Consider the following 12,328-nt stretch of genomic DNA (forward strand, 5'->3'; position numbering starts at 1 on the left):
TAGAGGAGATATATGTACATAATCCTGGCCTGGAGAAATCTCTGGAGAAACCGACGCAGGACCTTAATCATCCTCACTGCGGTGATCATCGGCATCAGCAGCATGATCGTCATGGCAGCCTTTTCCAGAGGCACTGTCCAGGGCATGGTTTCTAATTCCATCAATAACCTGGTAGGGCATATAAAAATTGAGCATCAGCAACACCCTGCTGACCCGGCGATAGAACATCGTATTATTACCCCGGAAAAGCTACTCCGTCAGATTACAGCAATGCTGCCGCCGGGATCAAGAGTTGTGCAACGCATTCGCGCCGACGCCATGCTCAGCACCAGCAGAGAACATGTTGGCCTGGTGCTGGTGGGGATTGATCCTGATTTGGAACAGGGCGTTTCATTCATCGGCAGACCGCCGGCGCAGGGCACGCTGTTTGGCAACCAAAACCAAGGCGGTATTATCGTCGGCCGCAGCTTGCTCAAAAAAATAAACGGTAAACTGGGGCAAAAGGTGGTGATCACCTGCCAGGGGGCTGACGGCACCAATATTGCCAAAGCTTTTCGCATACAAGGCGTTTTTGCCACCGAGCTTGAAAGTACCGAACGAGCCTTTGCCTTTGTGCAGCTCCATACCATGCAACAAATGCTTGGTGTAGGCAACGACATTACTGAAATAGCTATCCAGTTGCCTGACAATAACGGTAACCCGCCTGTTGACCTGGCAGCCACCACAGCTTTTCTCCAGGCAAATGTGAGCGACAAACAGCTCCTTGCCAGAAACTGGCGACAAATGCTTCCCGCAATCAGCAGCTACCTTGAAATGTTTGATGGCTTTATGCTGATTTGGTATCTTATCGTGTTCCTGGCTATGGCCTTTGGCCTGGTAAACACCATGCTCATGGCAGTTTACGAGCGGATGCGGGAGTTTGGCCTGCTACAGGCCCTTGGCATGCGACCGGGATGCATCATTAAGATGGTTATGAGCGAGCTGTTGCTGCTGCTCACCTTTGGTTGCAGCATTTCCAGTGTAGCGGCCTTCATAACCGTACACTTTTTTTTCTCTTCCGGTATTGATCTCGCAATTTTCGCAGAAGGAGCAGAATTCTGGGGTATCAGCAGAATAATTTACCCATTGCTGACGTCTTGGGACATTATTGCCGCCAACAGTGTGGTGTTGTTGCTGGGCATGTTCACCGGCCTGTATCCAGCACTTCGGGCTACAAAATTTTCACCGGTACAAACCATGCGGCACGTATGAGCCTGTTGTTTTACTGCCTTTTCGCCCAATCTCTCGGAGTCTATCGCTTACCTCGTTATGATGAAAAAATAATCCTCGGAATATCAAATATATGCCTGTGGTTATTTTTTCATCATGCCTCGACCTTGAACGAAAATTCTAGTAAATCAACAGACTCATTTATAAGCACGCTTCCGGAACATTCACCACAGGAATCATTTAATGGCGATCGTAACAGTCAACAATGTCAGTAGGATTTACCATCAGGGAAAAACCGAATTCAAAGCCCTTGATGATGTTTCCCTGACCATTAACAAAGGAGAGTTTACAGCCCTTGCCGGCCCTTCAGGGAGCGGAAAAACCACCCTGCTCAACCTTATAGGCGGCATAGATACAGCTGACAAGGGAACCATCCTTCTCGACGGACAAGATCTCAGCAGTTTGAAAAAAGGCGAGCTTGCCGACCTGCGTCTCCAGGACATTGGTTTTGTCTTTCAGTCCTTTAACCTGATACCGGTATTAACCGCCGCTGAAAACGTTGAATACATCCTCCGCTTGCAAAAAATCCCCTCATCCATACGCAGACAAAAAGTAAAAGCCATTCTCGCAGATGTAGGGCTTGCCGACAAGGCCGACCAGCGTCCCAGCGAGCTTTCCGGTGGACAGCAGCAGCGGATTGCGGTAGCCAGAGCAGTGGTTGCCTCCCCTGCCATCGTTCTGGCAGATGAGCCGACCGCCAACCTGGATTCGGTAACCGGGCAAAAACTGCTTGACCTGATGCAGCAAATGAACACCGACAAGCAGGTAACCTTTGTTTTTGCAACCCATGACAAGATGGTCATGGACTATGCGCGCAGGGTTATCACCCTAAAAGATGGCCGCATTGCAGATGACATCCGCAAGTAATTGGCTGCTGCCGGCAATCGGCCTGGTATTGCTGCCCCTGACTGCATTGCCTTTCAACGCCTGGGCGGAGCTTACCTGGCAAGGACAATTACGAGCTCAAGGAGTTGCCTCTTTGCGGGATGGAGAGGACGCTCTTTCCCAAAACGAGGACCAACACTCCTTTATTGATGGAGCTCTGGACGGCAGGCTCAATCTGCAGTACCAGGCAACGCCCTCTTTCTTTATGGAATGTAGTTATGAGGCCGCCATAGGGGGCGGGCAGACCAGACGTGCTCTCCAGGCACTGGACGCACCCTCTGGTTCGCCCTTTTCCACGGCCTCATCCTATCCCGACGACAGTCGTCAGCTGTTTTCTTTAACCGGTCTTCTCAAAGAAGACAGCGATGTTATTGCCTACCAGCGACTGGACCGCTTGTTTGCAGTGCTACAAACAGATATTGGCAGTTTTTCATTGGGCAGGCAAGCGCTTACCTGGGGAAACGGCATGCTGTTTAATCCTGCTGACCTGGTCAACCCTTTTGCTCCGTCCGACATTATCCGTGACTATAAAGTCGGCAGTGATATGGCTCTTTATCAGGTAACCACGAACCGCATAAACGACATCCAGCTTGCCGTTGTTCCCCGGCGGGATGAAGAGACCGGAGAAGTTGAGACCAGTACGTCTACGGCTGGGGTAAAACTCAAGTTTACTGCTTTAGAAAACGATATAGACCTGTATCTCATGCGCAATTATGAGGATACTGTTTATGGCCTGGGAATAAATCGCTTCCTGGGCAGTGCCCTGTTCCGTTCGGATATTATTGTGACCGATGCAGGCGACCAGGCAGGCACCTATCTATCGGCGGTCGCCAACCTGGATTATTCGTGGACCTGGGCCTCAAAAAACTGGTACGGTCTGCTGGAAATCTATTACAATGGCCTGGGCCATGATACCCCACAGGAAGCATTCCAGGATCCAGCAACCCTGGAGCGTCTTGCTCGTGGCGATCTTTTTGCCACTGGTCGTTGGTACATCGACGGCATGCTCCAATATGAGGTACACCCTCTGATACACCTTTATGCCTCAGCAATAGTCAACCTGGATGACACCTCTTTTCTGCTGCAGCCCAGAGTTGACTGGAGCATTACCTCGTCCCTGCAACTGCTTGGCGGGTGCAACATCCCAGTTGGGAGTGCAAACAGTGAATATGGCTCCATTACCTTTGACGATTCTCAAATTACCACAACCCGTCCGACCCAACTCTACCTGATCCTTACCTGGTATTTCTAAGCAATGGTCGTTACAGTAGCAGACAGTCTTTTTCGTTCCTTTTGATAGACCCTTCACAACGAGTGAGCACTATGACAATGATACCTCTGGTAGGCTTCATCGGCTGGCATAATTCAGGAAAAACAACTTTGGCAAGCAAGGTGGTTAAACACCTCACCACTCGTGGACTTGCGGTTGGTGTTATAAAATCGACCAAAGACATTGGGATCGCCTCCGACACTCCCGGCACGGATACCCATACGTATGCAATGGCAGGAGCTGCCGGTGTTGCCTTGGCTGCTCCGGATCAACTGGTAGTACGTACGGCAAAACCTGATCTTAATCTCCATGTCCTGGCTGGAATCTATTTCAGCTCAATGGATATTGTGATCGTCGAAGGCTTCAAACACACCTCTCCTGTACCCAAAATTGAGGTGCACCGACAAGGGAATGATTTCCTCTATTCCCAGGTGGACAATGTCATCGCCCTGGTCGGTGATGCCCAGGTGCAAGGCATCCTTCACTTTGATGCTGACCAGAGTGAAGAATTGGCAACCATGATTGAAGAAAGATTCTGCAAGCAAAACCCAAAAATCACCAACCAATGTAGAGTAACACTTGCCGGCAAAGAAGTTGAATTACCGCCGGCCCTGGAACAGACCATCCTCCAGTCTCTGTTTGGCTGGGCTCAGGCAAACGACCTAATGTGGCAAGAGGAAAAAACTCATATCAATATAGAAGTTTCCTGATCTAAAAAAGTGAAAAAACCAATGCTGCCAAAAGACTGACAGGCATTATCTACTATTAATAGGGCTTTCCAACTCGTTAAAATTACGATCTAGGTTTATGCTTTTTCTTCATCCGACTATAGCGAAACCAGAATCCAGCCACAGCAAGGCCGACGCCCACCGCAATAACGCCATATTTAACGATATCGACATCAATGGCCCGACTGGCAACTACTATCAGCAGAACACCGAGGATGATCAGCAGCCAGTCGGTGATGATATGAAAAATATTATTTACGGTCTCTATTAAAGAAGCCAATTTTTGCTCTCCACTTTTATGGAGTTTACTTGGTGGTAGATATTCAACGAATCTCACCTTAACCTTGATCTGTAACTGTTGAGTAAAGCTCTAGCCCGAATTTCTCATGAACTTTTTGATTTAAAACTCAACCAATTGATATTATTAACTAAAATACAACGTGCACTATTAACAGTGTGTTTTTTGTTTTAAATCAAAAAGTTCCCCCTTTGGGTCAATAGATTTTTCCGCAGGATCTACGTTACAAGCCACTTGCGGTAGTTTACTATCGGAGTCTTCGCTTACCTGCTGCGCGGCTTGTGCCTTGCCCTGCGAAAAACTTTATCGATGAGAAATCCGGGCTGATGCGTACAACTCTGCTGGATAACTATACTCATGCTACGTTTTCCGGTCTGATCGTGCGCAGGGGTAACGCGAACTCCGTGGGTGCAGCTAAACCTTAATTGTTTTTATTATCAGACCTGTTTAAGGCGCTAAGCAGTGCTTTAATGGACGAAATAATTATATCAGTGTCCACTCCCGCGCCCCACCAGCTCTCATTATCCTGATCATATATTTCTATATAGGTGACCGCCTTGGAGGAACTGCCTCGGGTAAGCGCGTGCTCGTGATAAGCATGCAGCGTAAAATCAAGCCCCAGGGTATCGCGCAACCCTTGACAAAAGCCATCAAGCGGTCCGTTACCAACCGCTTCGATCCATTTTTCTTCCCCATGAACCTCCAGCATGGCCTCTACTTCGGCAGTTGAGGATTCTTCATCATTATCTAAATGCCGCTTCAACACATTAAAAGCCTTTAAGGCATAACCGGTACTATTAAAGAGATATTCTTTTTCAAAGGCATGAAAAATCATGTCCGGACTTAACTCATCCCCCTGCGCATCAGCAATTTCCTGGACAACACGACCAAAGCCTGGATGCATTTCTTTGGGCAGCTTAAAGCCAAAGTCCTTATCCATCACATACGCCACCCCACCCTTGCCGGACTGGGAGTTAATACGGATAATCGATTCATAGGTCCGTCCGACATCTTGAGGGTCAATGGGCAGATAAGGAACTTCCCAAAAGCTCTGCGGATCATGGATAATCGCATCCATGCCTTTGTTGATTGCGTCCTGATGGGACCCGGAAAAAGCAGTGTATACCAATTCACCTGCATAGGGGTGCCGCGCATGGACACTCATTTTGGTGCAACGCTCATACACGTTAATGACCTTGTTGATATTGGACAAATCAAGTTCAGGGTCCACGCCCTGGGTGAACATATTCAAAGCCAGGGTAACCAAATCCACATTACCGGTCCGTTCGCCATTACCAAACAAGGTCCCCTCCACCCTGTCCGCCCCTGCCATAAGAGCGAGTTCGGTGGCTGCTACAGCGGTCCCTCTATCATTGTGCCCATGCAGACTTATTAATGCGCAATCTCTGCTGGGAAGGTTACGGCAGAACCACTCTATCTGGTCTGCGTAAATATTGGGGGTCGACATCTCAACAGTGGCAGGCAGATTAAGGATGACTGGATTTTCCGGTGTCGGTTCCCACACATCCATGATCGCCTGACATATCTCAAGGGCAAAATCAAGCTCGGTTCCAGTAAAACTTTCTGGAGAATACTCATAGCGAACCTTTACATCGCTGTCTTTTGCCAGCTCATGAATCAGTTTGGCACCGGCCACACCAAGCGCAACTATTTCCTTGCGCTCCATTTTAAACACCACATCGCGCTGCAATGTTGAGGTGGAATTGTAGAGATGGATTATTGCGTCTTTAGCTCCCTCAAAAGAGGCAAAGGTTTTCTTAATCAGCTGTTCCTTGGACTGGGTAAGTGTCTGGATAACCACCCCTTCAGGAATCCGATTTCCATCGATAAGCATCCGCATGAAATCAAACTCTATCTGGGAGGCTGCCGGAAATCCGACTTCGATCTCCTTAAACCCTATATTGGTCAGTAACTGGAATAGCTCTAACTTTTCTTCGAGATTCATTGGCTGGACAAGAGCCTGATTGCCATCTCTCAAGTCAACACTGCACCATGCAGGTGCAGTATCAATCACTTTTGACGGCCAGGTACGATCAGGTAAATCGATTCTCGTATAGGGTCTATATTTTTGAGTCTTTATCGGGTCCATTTCCATCTCCACATAAGCAGAAGTCAAAAAAACAAAAAAAAAAGCCACGGTTTATACAAACCGTGGCTTTAAAGGGTCAGTCCTAATAGTATCTCAGAAAACAACGCCCTCATCTACCACGGGTGTGGGTAGCAGTTCATCTAGGAGTAGAAGTAGAGCGAGTTTGTTAGGCATAGCAGTCATGATGTATTTTATAATTTTATACATACTAAAGCCACCCAGCAGATTGTCAAGCAAGAAATAAGGATATTCCAAAATGTTCCGCTTATGCAGCACCATTAAAAGTGTCGACAATTTCCATCAGCACTCATTCATCACGAATCAGTTGTCCGCGCTTTCCCCAAAGAAATAAAGCCCATAGCAGCTCTGTCCTACCTTGCAGGCGTAGTGATTTCCCTGCAAAAGGCTCCAACAAACTCGCTCTTTCACCTGCAAATATCTGCAAAAAAACCACGGGTTAAATCCTTGAGATCGTCAGGTTTAAGCTCCAGCTCCAGGCCTCGGCGACCGGCACTGACAAAAATAGTCGCATGTTTTTGTGCCGAAGAATCTATGATAGTGGCAAGTTTCTTTTTTTGTCCAAGAGGACTTACACCTCCTAAAACATACCCTGTCGACTTTTCCACGTCTACGGGATCGGCCATACCTGCTTTTTTGGCTCCCGCAGCCTTTGCAATACTCTTCATATGCAATGATGAAGCTACCGGGACCACTCCTACAATCAAATCTTTGGGGCCGATTCGGACGACAAGTGTCTTGAATATCCGTTGTTCGGCTACTTCCATTTTCTCGGCTGCTTCAGCGCCATAAGAATCGCTTTTGGGGTCGTGGGAATATTCATGCACTTTATAAAAAATCTTAGCTTTCTTGGCAGTATTGATTCCTGGAGTCATTATTTTTTCTATACTCGATTGATGGCCACCCTTAAAAAAACAAATGAAATCGACGGTTATTTCATGACCGACGCCTCAACCTGGGTCGCGGACATGAAAGAGCTGGGGATCCTTAGAATACTTTTAAAGGCGATCCGGTTTTGATTAATACCTATCATGGATTGTGTCAGCCACAAGGTGCCACGGCGGGACAGCTTGCCGCCTCAAAATTTATCGATTTTGTCGGCTCAGAGAAAGGGCAGCAAATCATAGAAAATTATGGTAAGCAGAGGCTGAACAACCCATGTACAATAATACAGAGCACGCAAAACAATACGACCATTGATTGATCGTTATATTAATTTTCGCTACCTTCTGCAGGGTAGCGAAAACTAAAAGCTGCCAATTAGTTATCAGCCTGTTCCGCTGTTTCCGTCTATTTTCGGCATCCTCACATCCATTTATCAATGTCCTTTACCTTTTCCATCAACGAACACCCTACAGGAAAAAACCAGTGAGCAATTTATCACAATCTTGGATCTGGAACCTTTTTTTAATTACTGCTGGTTCAACGATTTACGCAATCGGTATCAAGGCAATAGCCATTCATCACAATTTCATTACCGGTGGCATTTTCGGGGCTGCCCTTCTGCTAAATTATACCGTAGAGGGATTTTCACCTTCCATATGGTTCTTCCTCCTGAATGTGCCGCTTTTTATCATAAGCTACTTTTTTGTGGGAAAGCGCTTTTTTGCCTACAGCCTGTACGGAATGATCATCACCTCTCTAGCCGCTCAGTTTATCACGCTCAATTTTCACATCCATGAACAGATCTACGCAGCCATTGCCAGCGGCCTCATCTGTGGCCTGGGGACAGGTATCATTTTCCGTTCTCTAGGGTCAGCCGGCGGGCTCGATATCGTTGCCGTAATGCTGTACACTAGGTTCAATATTGGGGTTGGTAGAGTATACCTTTTCTTTAATGCGATCCTTTTTGGATTAGCTGCCTCGCTTTACAGTCCTGACATGGTTATCGCCTCAATTATCCTGGTTTTTATTAACTCCACTACCCTTGACCAGGTCATGACACTTTTTAGCCAACGAAAAATAGTCTATGTAATCAGTGACCACAGCAAACGTATAGCAAAAGCTCTACAGGATCAGCTGTCCCAGGGAGCAACTTTTATACGGGGAAAAGGAGCATACAGCGGACAGGACAAGCTGATTCTCATGGCAATAACCAACAATATTCAGCTCAAAAAAATGGAAAATATCGTTTTTGAAACAGACAACAACGCACTGTTTATTGTGGAAAATAGTTTTAATGTTATTGGTTCAGGCTTTGGCAAACGGAAATTATATTAACAAACGATCTTCATCTGCAGACAATGGTTCTCCCTTTTCGAGGGGGAACATTTTGCCTTAGTTGGCATACTGTTGTTGCAATATTTTTTTCCCTACCTCTTTGTTCATAATATCTCTAACGATCAACTTGTAGGCGACATAGTACTTATAAATATTTGAGACATACTGAACAGTCTCCCGCCCAATTCTCCGGGCTGCAACCAGTTCCACATTATTAAACCAGATATTGGGATCGAGGCCGTTCTGCATCGCTTCTTTGCGCAGCCTGGCAACGCGTGCCGGGCCGGCATTATAAGAAGCAAAGGAAAAAAGATATTTATTTAACGTATCCACTTCCTGCCCGGAATAGTATCGATCAGCCATAAAACGTAAATATTTTGTCCCGGCATGAACATTAGGTTCCAGCTTGTCAATACCCTGAATATTCACATTCGAGTCAGCTGCCGTACTTGGCAAAACCTGCATAATTCCCACCGCACCGGCCTTACTTCTTTTGCCCTGATCAAGGCCCGACTCCTGGTAGGCAAGCGCCCCGAGCATCAGCCAATCAAAAGCGTACTGATCGCCATATTTCTGAAACAACTTGACAACGTCATTGAACTTCTTGATTTCTTTTTTGGAAACATTATTGCGCGCATATTTAGTACTTTTAAGATATCGCTTCATCAGTATGTTGAAGTGCAGCGTGCCCTGCCGGTGAGTCTTAACAAAACTATTCAGTTGTTTTTTCAACAAAGGACTTTTTTTACGAATTGCCCAGGCAACATTACCGCCGCTGTGGATAACGATGTTGTCATGCACCTTAATATGGGGGAATACCTGTTTCCACAGGTCAGCTTTATGCAGATCAACAACCACCATAGGAATGAGGCCGGCGTTCACCATCTCCAGCAGGTCCTCATCCTCCAGATACTCATCAGCCGGCATTATGGTTATCGGCTTTTTCCCAGTTGCAGCCAACGTTTCATTGACATGAAGGAGACTTTCATGGTAGCTGCTTGATTTTCTAACAAAAATCTGTTTTCCAGCCAGATCAAACAAAGACTTAAAAGATGGAGCATTACCAGGGGTGATGACAACTTCTCTGACATCCCGATAAAAAGGATCACCAAAATCAACGATTTTTAACCGTTCAGGAGTGATGGTCAAATTGCCCACCGCAATATCACCATATCCTTCAGCCAGATCTGGAATTAAGCGATCACGAGGGGTTGGTATGATAACGGCTTTTATTTTGACATGACCTTTTTGCTGCTGCTGATTGATATATTTTTCAAAAAACTTGACACTCTCATAAGCCAGTCCCATTTGTTTGCCCTTTTCAAGAAAATAAAAGGTTTTACTAAAAGGTACCAGGAACCTGATCATATGATCTTTTTCCATTACATCAAAATCACCGACTTTCTTACTTTTGTGGTACAGCACACCATCACTTTCTGGCAATGGTGCCCCAAGAGCTGCTTGAAAAGCGGCTCCTGGTAAAAAAATGCATGCCGCTATCAACAAGTAAACGTACAACCGAACTTCCCCAAACATCAACTTTTCCCCATCTTAACCTTATATTCGCCCTGCATACCACTTGCACCAGACATAATGCTCGCCCAAGGTCAGTCCGGTCGGGGCCATCCTCCTATGAACCTGCCACCGCCTGAACTGATGAGAAATTCCGGCTAAAAGCCATAGAGCCCAGGAAAAATAACCAACGAAGCCAGCACCCCAATTTGAATAATAATAAAAGGCATAACTCCTTTATAAATATCAACGGTGCGCACACCTGGTGGGCATACCCCCTTTAAATAAAATAAAGAAAACCCAAAAGGCGGGGTTAAAAAAGATGTCTGTAAATTCATCGCGATCAGAATCGCAAACCACATCGGATTGATACCTATGGCTTCAGAAATCGGCAGCAGGATGGGAACAACGATGTAGGAGATCTCGATGAAATCGATAAAAAAGCCAAGAGCCATAATTGCCAGCATGGACAGGATCAAAAAACCCCACTTTTCACCGGGAAGATTCATCATAAATTCTTCAACCAGAAGATCCGCACCAGTGTAAACAAACACCATGGAAAAAGCTGTGGCGCCAATTAAAATAGCAAAAACCATAGCCGTGATCTTGACCGTCTCCCTGCAGGAATCTATAACAATTTTCCAACTGAGTTTTTTATATGCAGCAGCCAAAAGCATAGCGCCGATAGCTCCTACAGAAGCAGATTCAGTGGGAGTGGCGATACCAGCAAAAATGGACCCGAGTACCATAACTATCAGTGCAAGTGGAGGGACTATGGCCAAAACCGCCCGCCAAACCATGCCTTTCTTCTCGTCTTCCGGAACCACAATCCGCGGAGCAGCGTCCTTATTTATCATAGAAATGACGAGGATATAGAGAACATAACAGCCAACAAGTGCCAACCCGGGAAATAAGGCTGCCTTAAACAAATCACCCACCGGCAGTTGAAAAACGTCGCCTAAAATAATGAGCACAATGGAAGGAGGTATGATCTGTCCTAACGTTCCGGCTGCGCAAATAGTTCCGGTGGAGAGCTTTTTGCTGTACCCGTATTTCAGCATGACCGGCAGCGAGATAACGCCCATCGCAACAACTGAGGCCCCAACCACTCCAGTGGAGGCAGCAAGCAAGGTGCCCACCAAAACGGTACTGATTGCCAGGCCACCCCGGACCTTGCCGAACAAAATCCCCATGGATTCCAGCAGCCGCTCTGCCAACTGAGACTTCTGAAGAATAATTCCCATCAGAATAAACAGTGGAATTGCCATCAAAATGGTATTGGTCATGATGGAATAGGTCCTGAACGGCATCATTGAAAACATACTGAAAAATTCTTCCATAACACTCATGAAGCTAGGGTTTGGAAGCAATTCCACAATTGCCGCAATAAGACCAAAAAACATGGCTACAGAACCGAAAGTAAAGGCTACGGGATAGCCAACAACCAGTAATGCCAGAGCTGCAAAAAACATTATTATCCCAGTCATTTGCTACTCCTGTATTTTTCAACATTCTGAAGGATATAACCGACGGCTGCAAAAAGCAGAAAACCGAACGCCACGGGAATCATACATTTAACAATCCATCTTAATGGCAAGCCACCTGGGTCTTCAGATATCTCACCCGAGTTATATGCGTCCAGAACAAAATCAATGGAGCCGAAAAGGATTAATAATGCCAAAGGAAGAAGGAGAAAAATTGTCCCTAACACATTAATGACAGCCTTTTTCCGCTTGCTCAATCGGTCATATAAAAAATCAACCCGGACATGCCCCTCCTCTTTCAAGGCAACGCCGACTCCAAATAAGATGATGACGGCAAACAAATGCCACTCCATCTCCTGCATCCCAACAGAACTTGCGTGAAACAAATAGCGCATCATGACATCATAGGACACATTCAGTACCATCAGCAAAAGCAAAATGGCCAAACACCTTCCCACAATATCAACGACTCGACTGATTAACAGCTCAACTTTATTTAACATGGCAGACTGATAAAATTTTGTATGTATACAA

At 46.2% G+C, this 12,328-nt stretch carries 12 protein-coding genes; 6 read left to right on the plus strand and 6 right to left on the minus strand.

Features of this window, described 5'->3' with window-relative positions; genetic code table 11:
• Positions 1-12: 12 nt before the first annotated feature.
• The 4 genes from JWH17_RS06695 to mobB all read left to right on the plus strand — a co-directional run bounded on the left by JWH17_RS06695 (position 13) and on the right by mobB (position 4,134).
• Positions 13-1,251 carry an ABC transporter permease gene (locus tag JWH17_RS06695; protein ID WP_205221818.1) on the plus strand — a complete coding sequence of 413 codons (1,239 nt, stop codon included), beginning with the start codon at positions 13-15 and terminating at the stop codon, positions 1,249-1,251.
• 201 nt (positions 1,252-1,452) lie between these two features.
• The gene (locus JWH17_RS06700) at positions 1,453-2,136 is read left to right on the plus strand and encodes an ABC transporter ATP-binding protein (protein WP_205221819.1); all 684 of its coding nucleotides are present in this window, start codon (positions 1,453-1,455) and stop codon (positions 2,134-2,136) included.
• Positions 2,120-3,406, plus strand: coding sequence for a hypothetical protein (locus JWH17_RS06705; protein ID WP_205221820.1), 1,287 nt, complete (start codon positions 2,120-2,122; stop codon positions 3,404-3,406). Before JWH17_RS06700 ends, JWH17_RS06705 begins: the two co-directional genes overlap by 17 nt.
• 71 nt (positions 3,407-3,477) lie before the next feature.
• Entirely contained in the window at positions 3,478-4,134 is a 657-nt protein-coding gene (gene mobB / locus JWH17_RS06710; protein WP_205221821.1) for a molybdopterin-guanine dinucleotide biosynthesis protein B, read from the plus strand.
• 82 nt (positions 4,135-4,216) lie between these two features.
• Here the strand turns inward: mobB and JWH17_RS06715 are convergent, their stop codons facing one another.
• The 3 genes from JWH17_RS06715 to ybaK form a co-directional block, all read right to left on the minus strand.
• The gene (locus JWH17_RS06715; RefSeq protein WP_205221822.1) at positions 4,217-4,432 is read right to left on the minus strand and encodes a hypothetical protein; all 216 of its coding nucleotides are present in this window, start codon (positions 4,430-4,432) and stop codon (positions 4,217-4,219) included.
• Between the two features lie 439 nt (positions 4,433-4,871).
• Entirely contained in the window at positions 4,872-6,551 is a 1,680-nt protein-coding gene (gene leuA, locus JWH17_RS06720; RefSeq protein ID WP_369125047.1) for a 2-isopropylmalate synthase, read from the minus strand.
• A 434-nt stretch (positions 6,552-6,985) separates the two neighbouring features.
• Complete coding sequence (ybaK, locus tag JWH17_RS06725; RefSeq protein ID WP_205221824.1) at positions 6,986-7,453, minus strand: Cys-tRNA(Pro) deacylase; 468 nt, start codon at positions 7,451-7,453, stop codon at positions 6,986-6,988.
• Between ybaK and JWH17_RS06730 the strand changes: the two genes are divergently transcribed.
• Together JWH17_RS06730 and JWH17_RS06735 are read left to right on the plus strand one after the other, a co-directional pair.
• The gene (locus JWH17_RS06730) at positions 7,400-7,597 is read left to right on the plus strand and encodes a hypothetical protein (protein WP_205221869.1); all 198 of its coding nucleotides are present in this window, start codon (positions 7,400-7,402) and stop codon (positions 7,595-7,597) included. The two genes, ybaK and JWH17_RS06730, sit on opposite strands and share 54 nt — an antisense overlap.
• A gap of 349 nt (positions 7,598-7,946) precedes the next feature.
• Positions 7,947-8,798 (plus strand): YitT family protein, encoded by an 852-nt coding sequence (locus JWH17_RS06735; RefSeq protein WP_205221825.1) that lies wholly within the window; start codon positions 7,947-7,949, stop codon positions 8,796-8,798.
• Between the two features lie 57 nt (positions 8,799-8,855).
• Here the strand turns inward: JWH17_RS06735 and JWH17_RS06740 are convergent, their stop codons facing one another.
• The 3 genes from JWH17_RS06740 to JWH17_RS06750 form a co-directional block, all read right to left on the minus strand.
• Positions 8,856-10,334, minus strand: coding sequence for an MltF family protein (locus tag JWH17_RS06740; protein WP_205221826.1), 1,479 nt, complete (start codon positions 10,332-10,334; stop codon positions 8,856-8,858).
• Between the two features lie 134 nt (positions 10,335-10,468).
• A complete protein-coding gene (locus JWH17_RS06745; RefSeq protein WP_205221827.1) occupies positions 10,469-11,797 on the minus strand; it encodes a TRAP transporter large permease in 1,329 nt (442 codons plus the stop codon).
• Positions 11,794-12,297 (minus strand): TRAP transporter small permease subunit, encoded by a 504-nt coding sequence (locus JWH17_RS06750; RefSeq protein WP_205221828.1) that lies wholly within the window; start codon positions 12,295-12,297, stop codon positions 11,794-11,796. The genes JWH17_RS06745 and JWH17_RS06750 overlap by 4 nt, the downstream gene beginning before the upstream one ends.
• Positions 12,298-12,328: the final 31 nt, after the last annotated feature.

It is taken from the genome of Desulfogranum marinum, assembly GCF_016918565.1.
Taxonomy (GTDB): Bacteria; Desulfobacterota; Desulfobulbia; order Desulfobulbales; family Desulfobulbaceae; genus Desulfogranum; species Desulfogranum marinum.

What these genes read in the sequence shown, in the direction of transcription:
- JWH17_RS06695 (WP_205221818.1), top strand. Translation starts at nt 13, where the DNA reads ATGTACATAATCCTGGCCTGGAGAAATCTCTGGAGAAACCGACGCAGG.
- JWH17_RS06700 (WP_205221819.1), top strand. Translation starts at nt 1,453, where the DNA reads ATGGCGATCGTAACAGTCAACAATGTCAGTAGGATTTACCATCAGGGA.
- JWH17_RS06705 (WP_205221820.1), top strand. Translation starts at nt 2,120, where the DNA reads ATGACATCCGCAAGTAATTGGCTGCTGCCGGCAATCGGCCTGGTATTG.
- mobB (WP_205221821.1), top strand. Translation starts at nt 3,478, where the DNA reads ATGACAATGATACCTCTGGTAGGCTTCATCGGCTGGCATAATTCAGGA.
- JWH17_RS06730 (WP_205221869.1), top strand. Translation starts at nt 7,400, where the DNA reads ATGCACTTTATAAAAAATCTTAGCTTTCTTGGCAGTATTGATTCCTGG.
- ybaK (WP_205221824.1), bottom strand. Translation starts at nt 7,453, where the DNA reads ATGACTCCAGGAATCAATACTGCCAAGAAAGCTAAGATTTTTTATAAA.
- JWH17_RS06740 (WP_205221826.1), bottom strand. Translation starts at nt 10,334, where the DNA reads ATGTTTGGGGAAGTTCGGTTGTACGTTTACTTGTTGATAGCGGCATGC.
- JWH17_RS06745 (WP_205221827.1), bottom strand. Translation starts at nt 11,797, where the DNA reads ATGACTGGGATAATAATGTTTTTTGCAGCTCTGGCATTACTGGTTGTT.
- JWH17_RS06750 (WP_205221828.1), bottom strand. Translation starts at nt 12,297, where the DNA reads ATGTTAAATAAAGTTGAGCTGTTAATCAGTCGAGTCGTTGATATTGTG.